This window comes from Kitasatospora sp. HPM-01-4 (assembly GCF_051374625.1).
Classification (GTDB): domain Bacteria; phylum Actinomycetota; class Actinomycetes; order Streptomycetales; family Streptomycetaceae; genus Kitasatospora.
In genome coordinates this window covers 2,089,331-2,105,075 of the sequence record NZ_JBPQGP010000005.1, presented here as the reverse complement: position 1 = coordinate 2,105,075, position 15,745 = coordinate 2,089,331, and the positions used below count along the sequence as shown (strand labels likewise).

7 protein-coding genes and 3 rRNA genes are annotated in these 15,745 nt (G+C 65.8%); 8 read left to right on the top strand and 2 right to left on the bottom strand.

Features of this window, described 5'->3' with window-relative positions; all coding sequences use genetic code 11:
- The first annotated feature begins 106 nt into the window (after window positions 1-106).
- The 7 genes from ACSMTC_RS09100 to rrf all read left to right on the top strand — a co-directional run bounded on the left by ACSMTC_RS09100 (window position 107) and on the right by rrf (window position 11,333).
- A complete protein-coding gene (locus ACSMTC_RS09100) occupies window positions 107-865 on the top strand; it encodes an ABC transporter ATP-binding protein (protein WP_436564633.1) in 759 nt (252 codons plus the stop codon).
- Window positions 865-3,381 (top strand): ABC transporter permease, encoded by a 2,517-nt coding sequence (locus ACSMTC_RS09095; RefSeq protein WP_436559148.1) that lies wholly within the window; start codon window positions 865-867, stop codon window positions 3,379-3,381. The genes ACSMTC_RS09100 and ACSMTC_RS09095 overlap by 1 nt, the downstream gene beginning before the upstream one ends.
- A 266-nt stretch (window positions 3,382-3,647) precedes the next feature.
- Window positions 3,648-4,970: a sensor histidine kinase gene (locus ACSMTC_RS09090; protein WP_436559147.1), complete on the top strand. Its 1,323-nt coding sequence runs from the start codon at window positions 3,648-3,650 to the stop codon at window positions 4,968-4,970.
- Window positions 4,934-5,578 (top strand): response regulator, encoded by a 645-nt coding sequence (locus ACSMTC_RS09085; RefSeq protein WP_436559146.1) that lies wholly within the window; start codon window positions 4,934-4,936, stop codon window positions 5,576-5,578. Before ACSMTC_RS09090 ends, ACSMTC_RS09085 begins: the two co-directional genes overlap by 37 nt.
- A gap of 639 nt (window positions 5,579-6,217) precedes the next feature.
- Window positions 6,218-7,741: ribosomal RNA gene (locus ACSMTC_RS09080) — 16S ribosomal RNA — on the top strand.
- Between the two features lie 283 nt (window positions 7,742-8,024).
- Window positions 8,025-11,135: ribosomal RNA gene (locus tag ACSMTC_RS09075) — 23S ribosomal RNA — on the top strand.
- A gap of 81 nt (window positions 11,136-11,216) precedes the next feature.
- A 5S ribosomal RNA gene (gene rrf / locus ACSMTC_RS09070) occupies window positions 11,217-11,333 on the top strand.
- The 16S, 23S and 5S rRNA genes sit together here, the layout of an rRNA operon.
- Window positions 11,334-13,008: 1,675 nt before the next feature.
- Here rrf and ACSMTC_RS09065 read toward each other — a convergent pair.
- Window positions 13,009-14,427, bottom strand: a complete 1,419-nt coding sequence (locus ACSMTC_RS09065; protein ID WP_436559145.1) for a hypothetical protein — start codon at window positions 14,425-14,427, stop codon at window positions 13,009-13,011.
- A gap of 215 nt (window positions 14,428-14,642) precedes the next feature.
- Between ACSMTC_RS09065 and ACSMTC_RS09060 the strand changes: the two genes are divergently transcribed.
- Window positions 14,643-15,323, top strand: a complete 681-nt coding sequence (locus ACSMTC_RS09060) for a class F sortase (protein ID WP_436559144.1) — start codon at window positions 14,643-14,645, stop codon at window positions 15,321-15,323.
- Between the two features lie 134 nt (window positions 15,324-15,457).
- Here the strand turns inward: ACSMTC_RS09060 and ACSMTC_RS09055 are convergent, their stop codons facing one another.
- Window positions 15,458-15,742, bottom strand: coding sequence for a hypothetical protein (locus tag ACSMTC_RS09055; protein WP_436559143.1), 285 nt, complete (start codon window positions 15,740-15,742; stop codon window positions 15,458-15,460).
- Between the last annotated feature and the right edge of the window lie 3 nt (window positions 15,743-15,745).

The following is a 15,745-nucleotide window of genomic DNA, read 5'->3' as shown; positions in this document are numbered from 1 at the left end:
CGCCGCCGCTTCTACCGTGGATACCAGTTCGCGAGAGGTGCGAGACAAACGGGTGGGAGTTCCAGTGCAGACTCAGGAAAACGGTCAGCGGACAGTGGCCGTGAGGCTGGAAGCCGTCGAGAAGATCTACGGCAAGGGCGACAACGAGGTGGCCGCGCTCAAGAGACTGAGTATGAGTTTCGAGACCGGCACGTTCACCGCCGTGATGGGTCCCTCGGGCTCGGGCAAGAGCACCTTCCTGCACTGCGCCGCCGGCCTGGTCCAGCCCACCTCGGGCAGGGTGCTGATCGGTGACACCAACCTCGCGGACCTGGACGAGGTACGGCTGACCAAGCTGCGCCGGGACCGGATCGGATTCATTTTCCAGTCGTTCAACCTGCTGCCCGCGCTGACGGTCATGCAGAACATCATGCTTCCGCTGCAGTTGGCCGGTAAGCGTCCGAACAAGAACCAGATTCTGATGGTGGTCAACCGGGTCGGTCTGGCCGAACGGCTCAACCACCTGCCCGGCCAGCTCTCCGGTGGTCAGCAGCAGCGGGTGGCGATCGCCCGGGCCCTGGTGACCCGTCCCGACGTGGTGTTCGCCGACGAACCGACCGGTGCCCTGGACACCCGGACCGCCGCGGCCGTACTCGGTCTGCTGCGCGAGTCGGTGACCGCCGGCGGACAGACCCTGGTCATGGTCACCCACGACCCGGTGGCCGCCTCGTACGCCGACCGCGTGGTCTTCCTCGCGGACGGCCGCTTCGTCGGCGAGCTGCACCAGCCGACCGCCGAGGTGGTGGCGGCGCGGATGACCCGGCTCGGCGCCTGGGACGACGAGAGCCACGAGTCCACCTCCGCACTGGCGGGAGGTAACCGCTGATGTGGATGCTGGCTTTACGGACACTGAAGTTCCGCAAGGTCGGGTTCATCGCCACCTTCGTCGCGATGTTCCTCGGCGCCGCGATCGTGATGGCCTGCGGCGGGCTGATGGAGACCGGCGTGCGCATGGCGGCGCCGCCGGAGCGGCTCGCCGGGGTGCCGATCGTGGTGACCGGACAGCAGACCCATGACTCGACCGCGCTGACCGAGCGCAACCGGATCGACGCCGGTGTGCTCGACACGGTCAAGGCGGTCCCCGGTGTGGCCGCCGCGATCACCGACCTGTCCTTCCCCGCGACCGTGGTGACGGGCGGCAAGCCGGTCGGCACCGGCTCGGCCGGCCACAACTGGACCAGCGCCGGGCTGACCCCCTACACCCTGACCCAGGGCGCGGCCCCGGCCCGCGGCGACCAGGTGGTGCTGGACTCGGCACTGGCCGCCGACTCGGGCGCCTCGGTCGGCTCCGGCGTGGAGCTGGTGGTGCACGGCACCGACCGGAAGTTCACGGTGTCGGGCATCGCCCGGCAGGACACCGGCCAGAAGACCGCTCCCGCACTGTTCTTCTCCGACGCCGAGGCGCAGCAACTGGCGGGCGCGGGCGGCAAGTTCGACTCCATCGGGGTCGTGCCGACCCCCGGCGTGGACGCGTCCGGGCTGGGGAAGGCCGTGGCGTCCGCGGTCAGCGGCAAGGCCATGGTGCTCACCGGCGAGCGGCGCGGCCTGGCGGACCTGCCGGGAACGCTCTCCAGCCAGCAGACGGTGACCATCCTGGCGGCCATCTTCGGCAGCTGGGCGGTCCTGATCGTGATGTTCGGCGTCGCCTCCACCCTGGGGCTGTCGCTGCAGCAGCGGGCGCACGAGATGGCGCTGCTGCGGGCGATCGGCACCACCTCCCGGCAGGTGCGCCGGATGATCCTCGGTGAGACCGCGGTCCTGTCGGTGCTGGCCACCGCCCTGGCGATCGCCCCCGGGTACGTCGTCGGCAAGCTGCTGTACGGGCAGCTGACCGGCAACGGCGTGGTGTCGAAGGAGATCGTCTTCCACGAGGGCTGGATCCCGATCACGGTCGGCGCCGTCGCGGCGATCGCCGCGGCCCTCGGCGCGACTATGTTCGCCGGCCGCAAGGCCGCGAAGACCAAGCCGATCGCCGCGCTCGCCGAGAGCACCATCCAGACCAGGTGGTTCAGCGTCACCCGGCTGCTGCTGGCACTGTTCTTCCTCGCCAACGGTGTCGCCCTCTCGGTCATCACGGCCACCGTGATGACCGACGGTCCGACCCTGGCCAGCACCGCGGGACCGGCCTCGGTACTCTTCGCGATCGGCCTCGCACTGCTCGCCCCGGGCATCACCAAGGCCGTCGTGGTGGCGCTGAGCTGGCCCGTCCGCCTGGTGACCGGGCTCTCCGGGTACCTGGCCGTGCGCAACGCCACGACCGACAACGTCCGGATGGCGGGCGCGGTCGCCCCGATCGTGCTGCTGATCGGCATCGCCACCGGAACGCTGTACATGCAGTCCACCGAGGACCACGTCTCGGCCAAGAGCTACGCGAGCAACGTGCTGGCGGACTACGTGCTCGACTCCTCGACCGGCGGCTTCGGCCCGGGTGTGGTCGGTACGGTCCGCGCCATCCCCGGCGTGGCCGGCGCCTCCGAACTGGCCTCCTCCATCGGCTTCGTGGACGCCGCCGGCAGCGGCACCACCATGGACCTGCGCGGCGTCGACGCCCAGGGGGTCGAGCAGACCCTCGCGCTCGACTCGCTGAACGGCTCGATCGACCAGCTGCACGGCGACACGGTGGCCCTCTCGGACAAGCAGGCGGAGAAGTTCGGAGTCCGCATCGGCGACCAGCTGAAGATCCACTTCGGCGACGGTGCCGCGGCCGCTCCCAGGGTCGTCGCCACCTACGCGGACAACCCCAAGCAGGAGTACCTGCTGCTGCCCTCCGACGTGCTCGCCGCCCACACCACCGCCGGCCTGCCGGAGAAGATCCTGGTCCGGGCCGGCACCGGCGCGGACGCCGGCCAACTCCAGTCCCGCCTGGACACGGTGGCGGCATCGGTCCCCGGTACGAAGATCACTGACCGTTCCGCGCTGAGCAGTTCGAACTCCCAGATCCAGCAGATCCTGGTCTCCTCGAACTACACCATCGTGGCCATGATCGTCGGCTATGCGGCGATCACCGTGATCAACACCCTGGTGGCGGTGACCCGCAAGCGGCGGAGCGAGTTCGGCCTCCAGCGGCTCACCGGTGCCACCCGGGCCCAGGTACTGGGCATGCTGAGCGTCGAGGGCGCCCTGGTCGCCGTCATCGCGACCGTCCTCGGCACCATCGCGGCGGCGACCACCATCGTCCCGTACAGCCTGGTGAAGGCCGACTCGCCGCTGCCGCAGGGCTCGATCGGCATCTACCTCGCGATCATCGGCGGCGCGCTCGCCCTGATCTTCGGCGCGACTCTGTTCCCCTCCTGGAGGGGGATGCGGACTCCGCCGATCGAAACGGCCAGGACCCCCGCCTGACCGACAAGCCGGGGCCGCCTCTCCGTCACCCCGGACGGAGCGGCGGCCCCGGTGCTTTCGGCACGTCAACTCGCCACGGCTGACCAGGTTTCAGTAGCGTGGCGGGCACAAGGAAAACCCGCTAGCCTGACTCCCGAGGTGCGTACAAGTACGTACCCGTAGGATGCGGGCTCGCGGGATCGCTGCTGTCACGGATGGACGATCGCTCTGGTGTGCTTCGACTACCGCCCTTCTCCCGGCTTATCCACGGACCAGGACAAGTCCCGGTGAGCGTCGGTTCCCAGCTCCGCTCCCTGCTCCGCGAGTTCCCCTCCCGGTTCCGCAAGGCCTGCGGCGACCTGGCGGTCGGCGTGCTGATCGCACTCGGAGCCATGGCGTCCGTCTGCCTCTTCCTGGTCACCGCCTACTTCGTGGTCCTCTTCGTGATCGGCATCGGCGCGGTCATGCTGCCGATCGTGACCAGGTGGGTCCGCTGGCTCTGCAACGCCAACCGGCGCGCGGCCGCGCGGTCGGGCGTCCGGATCGCCGTCCCGTACCGGCCGGAACCCAAGGAGTTCGAGAAGGACATCGTCGGCTGGATCCGCCGCTGCAAATGGATCCTGACCGACCCGGCCAGCTGGCGCGACCTGCTCTGGCTGCTGCTCAACTCGGCCGTCGGCATGATCGCCGGCTTCCTGCCCGCCGTGGTGCTCTACTACGTCCTGGAAGGGCTCGCCCTGGCCGGCTGGCTCTGGCGGCCCATCCTGCACGCGCAGGGCAGCGGCCGCGAGTACTTCTTCGTCCCCGTCCAGAGCCCGGCGACCGCCGTGCTGGCCGCGCTGGCCGCGGTGGCCCTGTTCCTCGTCTGGGTGTGGTTCAGCCCGCTGTTCCTCAAGGGGCACGCGTACTTCACCCGCCTGCTGCTCGGCCCGACCGAGCGGTCCCTGCTCGCCATCCGGGTGCAGCACCTCGCCGAGACCCGCTCCGGCGCCCTGGACGCCGCCGCCGCGGAGCTGCGCAGGATCGAGCGGGACCTGCACGACGGCGCCCAGGCCAGGCTGGTCAGCCTCGGCATGACCCTCGGCGCGGTCGAACGGCACCTGGACACCAACTCGGAGGAGGCCCGCAGGCTGCTGCTCGACGCCCGCGCCTCCTCCGTCTCGGCCCTGCGCGAGCTGCGCGACCTGGTCCGGGGCATCCACCCCCCGGTACTCGCCGAACGCGGCCTCGCCGACGCCCTGCGCGCCCTGGGCCTGGCCAGCCCGCTCCAGGTCGAGGTGCGGGTGGACATCCCCGGCCAGGTGGCGCCACCACTCGAGTCCGCCGTCTACTTCGCGGTGTCGGAGCTGCTGACCAACGCCCTGAAGTACTCCGAGGCCGAGCATGTCGAGGTCACCGCCTGGCACGACGGCGCCACGCTGCACACCCGCGTCACCGACGACGGCCGCGGCGGTGCCGACACCACCAAGGGCACCGGCCTGCACGGCATCCGCCGCCGGCTGGCCACCTTCGACGGAACCCTGGACATCAGCAGCCCCCAGGGCGGTCCGACCGCGATAAAGATGGAGATACCGTGCGTGTTGTCCTCGCCGAAGACCTCTTCCTCCTGAGGCAGGGGCTGATCCAACTACTCGACGCCTACGGCTTCGAGACCGTGGCCGCCGTGGACAACGGCCCCGACCTGCTGGAGGCCGCCGCCCGGCACCGCCCCGACATCCTGATCGTCGACGTCCGGCTGCCACCGACCTTCACCACCGAAGGACTCAAGGCCGCCCTCCAGGCCAGGCGCGAGATCCCCAAACTCCCCATCCTCGTCCTCTCCCAGCACGTCGAGCAGATGTACGCCAGGGAGCTGCTGGCCGACGGCACGGGTGGCATCGGCTACCTGCTCAAGGACAGCGTCTTCGACAACGAGCAGTTCATCGACGCGATCCGCCGGGTCGCCGCCGGCGGCACTGCCATGGACCCCGCCGTGGTCTCCCAGCTGATGGTGAGCCACGCCCGCGACCAACCCCTCGGCGCGCTCACCGCCCGGGAACGGAACGTGCTGGAACTCATGGCCGAGGGCTGCTCCAACACCGCCATCGCCCAGCGCCTCTTCATCACCGAGGGCGCGGCGGCCAAACACATCTCCAACATCTTCGTCAAGCTCCAACTGCCCCCGGACAGCGACAGCAACCGCCGGGTCCTCGCAGTCCTCGCCTACCTCAACGCCTGACCGGGCCGGGGTTTGCCCGCCCCGCCCGTTGGGGGTAGTGTTGTCTGGTCGCTCGGCAGGGAGCACCGGACACGCATCGGCGCGGACGGTCCCGGGGCGGCCAATCCTCTGAAACACCACTTCTTCTGTTCGAGCTGAGTCGTGCGTTGTCGCGGCTTGGTGCGAATTGTCGTGTTGTTTTTCTGGATTGTGGCTGGATTCGCTTTTCGGAGCGGGGGTCGGCTAAAGTTTTGGACGTCGGACGGGCCGTCAGGTCGGGTCCGGCGGAAAGCCTCCTGAAGGCCGGGAAGCGCGAAAGGCTCTGATAGAGTCTGGAACGCCGAAAGGCCGAAGGGAAGCGGATCGGGTGAGTGAAACTCCGGAAAACGGAGCGGAAAACATCTGATAAGCTGGAAACACGAAAGAATGAAGCGCTCGGAGGGCCCGTTGGAAGGCGGCTCGAAGGAAGCGTCCGTTCCTTGAGAACTCAACAGCGTGCCAAAAGTCAACGCCAGATATGTTGACATCCCCGGCGAGACCATCCGGTCTTGTTGGAGATTCCTTTTGTAATACACAGCGAGGACGCAGTGCGCGGGATCACCTCATTCCGGTGGTTGCCGTGCCGCTCAACGCGAGTGTTGACCCGATCACGGGTAATCATTCACGGAGAGTTTGATCCTGGCTCAGGACGAACGCTGGCGGCGTGCTTAACACATGCAAGTCGAACGGTGAAGCCCTTCGGGGTGGATCAGTGGCGAACGGGTGAGTAACACGTGGGAAATCTGCCCTGCACTCTGGGACAAGCCTTGGAAACGAGGTCTAATACCGGATATGACCTTCCTCTGCATGGGGGTTGGTGGAAAGCTCCGGCGGTGCAGGATGATCCCGCGGCCTATCAGCTTGTTGGTGGGGTAATGGCCTACCAAGGCGACGACGGGTAGCCGGCCTGAGAGGGCGACCGGCCACACTGGGACTGAGACACGGCCCAGACTCCTACGGGAGGCAGCAGTGGGGAATATTGCACAATGGGCGAAAGCCTGATGCAGCGACGCCGCGTGAGGGATGACGGCCTTCGGGTTGTAAACCTCTTTCAGCAGGGAAGAAGCGAAAGTGACGGTACCTGCAGAAGAAGCACCGGCTAACTACGTGCCAGCAGCCGCGGTAATACGTAGGGTGCGAGCGTTGTCCGGAATTATTGGGCGTAAAGAGCTCGTAGGCGGCCTGTCGCGTCGGATGTGAAAGCCCGGGGCTTAACCCCGGGTCTGCATTCGATACGGGCAGGCTAGAGTGTGGTAGGGGAGATCGGAATTCCTGGTGTAGCGGTGAAATGCGCAGATATCAGGAGGAACACCGGTGGCGAAGGCGGATCTCTGGGCCATTACTGACGCTGAGGAGCGAAAGCGTGGGGAGCGAACAGGATTAGATACCCTGGTAGTCCACGCCGTAAACGTTGGGAACTAGGTGTTGGCGACATTCCACGTCGTCGGTGCCGCAGCTAACGCATTAAGTTCCCCGCCTGGGGAGTACGGCCGCAAGGCTAAAACTCAAAGGAATTGACGGGGGCCCGCACAAGCAGCGGAGCATGTGGCTTAATTCGACGCAACGCGAAGAACCTTACCAAGGCTTGACATACACCGGAAACTGGCAGAGATGTCAGCCCCCTTGTGGTCGGTGTACAGGTGGTGCATGGTTGTCGTCAGCTCGTGTCGTGAGATGTTGGGTTAAGTCCCGCAACGAGCGCAACCCTTGTTCTGTGTTGCCAGCATGCCTTTCGGGGTGATGGGGACTCACAGGAGACTGCCGGGGTCAACTCGGAGGAAGGTGGGGATGACGTCAAATCATCATGCCCCTTATGTCTTGGGCTGCACACGTGCTACAATGGTCGGTACAAAGGGCTGCGATGCCGTGAGGCGGAGCGAATCCCAAAAAGCCGGCCTCAGTTCGGATTGGGGTCTGCAACTCGACCCCATGAAGTTGGAGTTGCTAGTAATCGCAGATCAGCATGCTGCGGTGAATACGTTCCCGGGCCTTGTACACACCGCCCGTCACGTCACGAAAGTCGGTAACACCCGAAGCCGGTGGCCTAACCCGTAAGGGGAGGAGCCGTCGAAGGTGGGACCAGCGATTGGGACGAAGTCGTAACAAGGTAGCCGTACCGGAAGGTGCGGCTGGATCACCTCCTTTCTAAGGAGCACATAGCCGACTGCGAGCGAATGTCTCGCACGGTTGCTCATGGGTGGAACGTTGACTATTCGGCACGGTTCGGAAGCTTCCGCTAGTACTGCCCTTTGGGGCGTGGAACGTGGTGTGTGACTGGATTGTGTCGGGCACGTTGTTGGGTCCTGAGGGAACGGCTGTATGGCTGTTACCTCTAGGATGCCGGTCCTACTGACAGCATGGCTTGTCCGTGTCGTAGGTGGGTGACTGGTCGTTGTTTGAGAACTGCACAGTGGACGCGAGCATCTGTGGCCAAGTTTTTAAGGGCGCACGGTGGATGCCTTGGCACCAGGAACCGATGAAGGACGTGGGAGGCCGCGATAGTCCCCGGGGAGTCGTCAACCAGGCTTTGATCCGGGGGTTTCCGAATGGGGAAACCCGGCAGTCGTCATGGGCTGTCACCCGCTGCTGAACACATAGGCAGTGTGGAGGGAACGCGGGGAAGTGAAACATCTCAGTACCCGCAGGAAGAGAAAACAACCGTGATTCCGGGAGTAGTGGCGAGCGAAACCGGATGAGGCTAAACCTTGAGCGTGTGAGACCCGGCAGGGGTTGCGCTTGGGGGGTCGTGGGTTTTTTCTTGATCGGTCTGCCGGCCGGTCGGCGAGTCAGAAACCGTATGGGTAGTCGAAGGACATGCGAAAGGTCCGGCGTAGAGGGTAAGACCCCCGTAGACGAAATCTGTACGGCTCGCTTGAAGAATACCCAAGTAGCACGGGGCCCGAGAAATCCCGTGTGAATCTGGCGGGACCACCCGCTAAGCCTAAATATTCCCTGGTGACCGATAGCGGATAGTACCGTGAGGGAATGGTGAAAAGTACCGCGGGAGCGGAGTGAAATAGTACCTGAAACCGTGTGCCTACAAGCCGTGGGAGCGTCGTCACTTCGGTGGCCGTGACTGCGTGCCTTTTGAAGAATGAGCCTGCGAGTTTGCGGTGTGTAGCGAGGTTAACCCGTGTGGGGTAGCCGTAGCGAAAGCGAGTCCGAATAGGGCGACCCAGTTGCATGCCCAAGACCCGAAGCGGAGTGATCTAGCCATGGGCAGGTTGAAGCGTGGGTAAGACCACGTGGAGGACCGAACCCACCAGGGTTGAAAACCTGGGGGATGACCTGTGGTTAGGGGTGAAAGGCCAATCAAACTCCGTGATAGCTGGTTCTCCCCGAAATGCATTTAGGTGCAGCGTCGCGTGTTTCTTGCCGGAGGTAGAGCACTGGATAGGCGATGGGCCTTACCGGGTTACTGACCTTAGCCAAACTCCGAATGCCGGTAAGTGAGAGCGCGGCAGTGAGACTGTGGGGGATAAGCTCCATGGTCGAGAGGGAAACAGCCCAGAACACCGACTAAGGTCCCTAAGCGTGTGCTAAGTGGGAAAGGATGTGGAGTCGCAGAGACAACCAGGAGGTTGGCTTAGAAGCAGCCACCCTTGAAAGAGTGCGTAATAGCTCACTGGTCAAGTGATTCCGCGCCGACAATGTAGCGGGGCTCAAGCACATCACCGAAGTCGTGTCATTGCAGCAATACTCCTAACGGGGGCTGTGATGGGTAGGGGAGCGTCGTGTGCCGGGTGAAGCGGCCGAGGAATCGAGTCGTGGACGGTATACGAGTGAGAATGCAGGCATGAGTAGCGATACAAGAGTGGGAAACTCTTGCGCCGATTGACCAAGGGTTCCTGGGTCAAGCTGATCTGCCCAGGGTAAGTCGGGACCTAAGGCGAGGCCGACAGGCGTAGTCGATGGACAACGGGTTGATATTCCCGTACCCGCTTTGAAGCGCCAACGCTGAACCCTCTGATGCTAAGCCCGTGAAGCCGTCCCGGAGTCTTCGGACAATGGGGAGTGGTGGAGCCGGTGACCCGAGGTGGTAGTAGGTGAGCGATGGGGTGACGCAGGAAGGTAGTCCAGCCCGGGCGGTGGTTGTCCCGGGGTAAGGGTGTAGGACGTAGGGTAGGCAAATCCGCCCTGCAATAGTCTGAGACCTGATGCCGAGCCGATTGTGGTGAAGTGGATGATCCTATGCTGTCGAGAAAAGCCTCTAGCGAGTTTCATGGCGGCCCGTACCCCAAACCGACTCAGGTGGTCAGGTAGAGAATACCGAGGCGTTCGGGTGAACTATGGTTAAGGAACTCGGCAAAATGCCCCCGTAACTTCGGGAGAAGGGGGGCCATTCCTGGTGATGACCCGTGCGGTCTGAGCTGGGGGTGGCCGCAGAGACCAGCGAGAAGCGACTGTTTACTAAAAACACAGGTCCGTGCGAAGCCGTAAGGCGATGTATACGGACTGACGCCTGCCCGGTGCTGGAACGTTAAGGGGACCGGTTAGTCCGATTTCGGTCGGGCGAAGCTGAGAACTTAAGCGCCAGTAAACGGCGGTGGTAACTATAACCATCCTAAGGTAGCGAAATTCCTTGTCGGGTAAGTTCCGACCTGCACGAATGGCGTAACGACTTCTCGACTGTCTCAACCATAGGCCCGGTGAAATTGCATTACGAGTAAAGATGCTCGTTTCGCGCAGCAGGACGGAAAGACCCCGGGACCTTTACTATAGCTTGATATTGGTGTTCGGTTCGGCTTGTGTAGGATAGGTGGGAGACTTTGAAGCTGTGACGCCAGTCATGGTGGAGTCGCCGTTGAAATACCACTCTGGTCGTGCTGGATGTCTAACCTGGGTCCGTGATCCGGATCAGGGACAGTGTCTGGTGGGTAGTTTAACTGGGGCGGTTGCCTCCTAAAGGGTAACGGAGGCGCCCAAAGGTTCCCTCAGCCTGGTTGGCAATCAGGTGTTGAGTGTAAGTGCACAAGGGAGCTTGACTGTGAGACTGACGGGTCGAGCAGGTACGAAAGTAGGGACTAGTGATCCGGCGGTGGCTTGTGGAAGCGCCGTCGCTCAACGGATAAAAGGTACCCCGGGGATAACAGGCTGATCTTCCCCAAGAGTCCATATCGACGGGATGGTTTGGCACCTCGATGTCGGCTCGTCGCATCCTGGGGCTGGAGTAGGTCCCAAGGGTTGGGCTGTTCGCCCATTAAAGCGGTACGCGAGCTGGGTTTAGAACGTCGTGAGACAGTTCGGTCCCTATCCGCTGTGCGCGTAGGAGTGTTGAGAAGGGCTGTCCCTAGTACGAGAGGACCGGGACGGACGAACCTCTGGTGTGCCAGTTGTTCTGCCAAGGGCATGGCTGGTTGGCTACGTTCGGGAGGGATAACCGCTGAAAGCATCTAAGCGGGAAGCCTGCTTCGAGATGAGCACTCCCACCTCCTTGAGAGGGTAAGGCTCCCAGTAGACGACTGGGTTGATAGGCCGGATATGGAAGCCTCGTGAGGGGTGGAGTTGACCGGTACTAATAGGCCGAGGGCTTGTCCTCAGTTGCTCGCGTCCACTGTGTTGTTCTGAAACAACGACCCCGACCCTGTGTGGGTTGGTGCGGTTGATAGTTTCATAGTGTTTCGGTGGTCATAGCGTGAGGGAAACGCCCGGTTACATTCCGAACCCGGAAGCTAAGCCTTACAGCGCCGATGGTACTGCAGGGGGGACCCTGTGGGAGAGTAGGACGCCGCCGAACAAATTTTGATAGCAGAAAGCCCCTCCCGGGATCGGGAGGGGCTTTCTGCATTTCTGCCCACCTGCCGACGCCTGGTGGGACCTCGCCCGTCCGGCCGGCCTTGCGCCCCGGTTGGACCAGCCGTCTGGGATCGGTTAGGCCGGGGATGGGGGCAGACAGCTACGTCCGGCTCGGGGAGCGCTTCGCAGTCGGGCTTAGGACTCGTACTGATCCGCCACCGGCCGGTTTGTGAAGTAGGCGGCGCGGGCGCGACCATGAGGTGGTGTCAGGAGTGCTCTGCGGTACGTCTTGTAGCGGCAGACCCCCGTTGATCTAAGGGCGCGGTGGACATCTCGGAGGCAGCAAGTCGGGTCTCCTGCAGTCCCAATTCGGCTCGCTCTGCTACCAGGTGGGCGATCTCCCTGTCGGTCGCCTCCGCCCGGTGTCAGATCGCCGTCACGGTCGCGCAGTGTGAGTCGACCGGCAACCGCTTGTGGTCCCGGAAGAGTCATACGGCGCCAACGACAGCCGGCAGGTCGGTTGCCGCAGCCGGCACCGAGTCATGCTGACGATCGGTCTGCAGCGCTTCCCGATGGTGAGCCGCACCCGTGGGTGGCGCTCTCCAGCTCGCGGCACCAGCGCCGGCCGCTGACGGCGGCCATGACCGAGGGGCGATCGGGTCCGGTGCGGACAGTCGACGGCGTGCTCACTCACGACACCGCGTTCACTCGGGACCAAGCCGATACCTGGGCGCGCCGGGCCTCGATGGCGGGGGTGAAAGCGATCGGCCCGCCACCGGCGGAGCATTGCGCGCAGCTGACCGGACGCCGCTCGTCGCCGTGCTGATCGGGCGTCTCGGCTGCCGTCGAGCGGGCGGCCGGTCGAGCCGGGCATGCTCACCCAGGCGCCCGACGACGGCGACGGCCGGGCCGATCCGCCCAACACGTGCGACACGCCCGACACGCGCAACGCGTACGCTGCCCGCTCCCGGCGCGCCGGTCCGTGACCCCGGCAGCGGGCCCCGTGCTCCCCGGACGAAGCGCGGCACCAGCCACAGCACCCGGGCAGTCACAGCGCCCGGGTGGTCGCCCGATGACCGCCCCTCCCCACGGCGGCCCTCCCACACCTGGCGTCGCCAGGCGCGACGCCCGGGTGCGAGCCCAGGCGCGACGCTCCCCGTGGACCTGGTCGCCGCCTGCCGCCGACCGGCCGGGCTCCGGGGCCTGGGCCGCCTCCGGGCAGCCCGCCGGCCAGGGAACCCGCAAGGGGACCCGCGCACCCCGGAGGGGCCTCGCGCGCGTAGTCGATCAAGGGGTGGGCGAGCGTTGATCAAGCAGGGCCCGAGCTTCCGGGGCGCTCTCTGGCGGGGGTGGCGGCGCCTGAGCTGACGGGTCGGAAAGCGATGACGAGTCAGCTCTGGCGAAGGTTCAGCTGGCCGTAATCCGGGCGGTTGGGCGGGAGTTTGAGTGCTTGTGCGGTCCGACTGACGACCCGGCGGCCGGTGGGGCTTCGTCCACCAGGGTGAGAGTCGGAGCGATGTCTGCGAGCCCGCCGCCGGGAGTGATCGTTTTCAGCGGAGTGCCGCGCGTTTCCGCAGGCCGGAGCCCTCGGGGCGAGCCTCGGCCGCCGACGGGCGATGGGGGAAACGGGTGAACGGAACGCCCTCTGTGCACCGATATGCGGTCATTTCAGATCACTAATGGCGCAATGTCCGGTGGCGAGCCTCTAACACATGACTGACGGTAAGTGAAGCACCACGGCGAGACTCTGAGCTGACAGCCCGTCTGCCCTCGAAGTGGTGTGGAAGGAAGAGGCACCAATGCGTTCCACGCGCCTTATGGTGACCGGAGCGGCGCTCGCCGCCTCGCTCGTCCTTACTGCCCCCACCTGCGCGTTCGCCGATGACGCTCCCAAGCCTGACACGAAGGCCAACGCCGCACCTGAGAAGAACGATGGTGACCGGGGCGGTGACCGTGGCGGCCGGGGTGACCGCGGCCGTGAGGGCCGCGGCCGGGAAGGTCGCGGCCGTGAGCACGGCCGGGAGGGTCGCGGCGGGGAGGGTCGCGGCGAGGAGGGCCGCGGTCGGGAAGGTCGCGGCCGGGAGTGCGAGGAGGACCACCACCACGGTGGTGTCCACGCCGGTGGCGGTTTCCTCGCCCTCTCTGCCCTGACGGCAGACAGCGACAAGAGCAGCAGCAACGGCAGCAGCAACAGCAACGGCAGCACCAGCACCAGTAGCAGCAGCAACAACAACGACAAGAGCAAGGAGGGCACCACCACCGGCAAGGAGGCCACCACCGCCGGCAAGGAGGGTGGCCGTGGCAAGGAGGGCGGCCGTGGCGGGGGCGGCGGCCGTGGTGGCGAAGGGGGCCACCGGCACCACCGTCACCACCGCGAGTGCCGGGACCACCACCACGGTGGTGTCCACGCCGGTGGCGGTTTCCTCGCCCTGTCCGGCCTGGCGGGTCTGACCGGTGACAACGGTCGTGAGCACGGCCGTGAGCACGGCCGTGGCGAGGAGGGTCGCGAGCACGGTCGTGAGCACTGCGAGGACCACCACGGTGAGGAGGGCCGCCGGGGTGAGGAGGGCGGTCGTGGTGAGGAGGGTCGCCGCTGCGAGGAGCACCACGGTGGTGTCCACGCCGGTGGCGGCTTCCTCGCCATGTCCGGTCTGACCGGTGGCACCAACGATGACGGCCGTGGCGACGGTGGTCGCGGTGACGGTGGCCGTGGCGACGGTGGCCGTGGTCGCGGTGAGGGTGGCCGTGGTGGCGAAGGCGGTCGTGGCGAGGGTGGCCGCGGTCGTGGTGAGGAGGGCCGCGGACGTGGTGAGGAGGGCCGCGGTCGTGGTGAGGAGGGCCGCGGTCGTGAGCACGGTCGTGGCCACGAGGGCCACGAGGGTCGCGAGGGTCGTGAGCACGGCCGTGGCCACGAGGGCCGGGACCACGAAGAGGGCGATCACCGTCACCCGCACGGTGGTGTCCACGCAGGTGGTGGCGGTCTGGCCAAGACCGACTCCAGCCTGGTCGGTGGTGCCGCTCTGCTCATGGGTGGAGCCGGCGTGAGTGCATACGCACTGCGCCGCCGCGCGGCCCGCAACGTGATCTGAGCCCATCGCACGATCCGAGCTCACCGCCACTAGAAGTTCCGGTGCGGCCGTCGCGAAGTCGCGATGGCCGCGCCGGCGCGTGGCTGATCCAGGCAAGTCGTCGAGGGGTTCTTCAGGAAAGGCGTTGCAGCATGGAGTCTCACTCCACGTCGGATCCAGAAACCGATCAGCCGCCGAGGGGTCGTACCCGCAGGCGCTGGTTGTCGCTCTTCGGTATCGGGATGGCCCTCTTCGGCATCCTGATGATTTTCAAGCCGCTGAACGGGCCGCAGGCCTCCGCGCCGCTGCCCCCCAGAGCGGCTGCCGTCCCCAGACCGGCCGGTGCGCGGCCCGTGCCCTCGCAGGCACCGTCCGCTCAGGCCGGTCCCACCCAGTCGGAGTCGGCCCAGGCCGAGCCGTCGGAGGCCGAGCCTTCGCCGTCCGAGCCCGTACTGGGATTCTCGCCGCCGACGCGCCTGCGGATCCCCGCCATCGGGGTGGACGCGCCCTTCACCCAGCTGGCCGCGCAGGCCTCGGGCGAGATCACCCCGCCCGCGGCCGACGACCAGAACCTGGTCGGCTGGTTCAACGGCAGTGTCTCGCCGGGTGAACACGGTACCTCCGTGGTGATCGGCCACGTCGACACCAAGACCGGTCCCGCGGTGTTCGTGGGGCTCAGTGAGCTCCCGCAGGGGAGCGAGGTCGAGATCACCCGGGACGACGGTGTCACCGTGACGTACGTCGTCGACACCATCGAGGCCTTCGCCAAGGACAGGTTCCCGGACGATCTGGTGTACGGGGAGAGCGATGACGCCCAGCTCCGGCTGATCACCTGTGGCGGTGCGTACGACCGCAACGTCATGGACTACACCGAGAACGTGGTGGCCTTCGCCCACCTGGAGTCCTGGCAGGACGAGGACTGAGGGCCCACCCGAGTCGTCCAGACCCGGGCCGCCCCGGCCTGACCGAGTTGTCCGCTCGCTGTTTCCGGGCGATGCGTGGATCCGGCCCAACTGGTGCTTCGAGCACACCGGTTGGGCCTGATCCGTGTCCGGGGTCAGTGCGGCGGCAGGCGGCGGCCCAGTTCGGAGATGAAGTCGTCGTAGACGGCGACGAGATCGTCGAGGTCGACCATCTGCGGGAAGTCGATGATCGGCTGCCGCTCGGCGAGGAAGAGTGCCGCCTCCCGTACCACGCGCGGCTCGTCGGCCTCCGCGAGCCGGAGTTCCTCCAGTACCGCGGGGCTGGCCTGGAAGCGCGACTCGATCACTTCTTCGGTGAGGTGGGCACGCACGAGGTAGTCGTGGTCGCCCAGCGGCTCGACATCGAACTGCTCGGACATGGA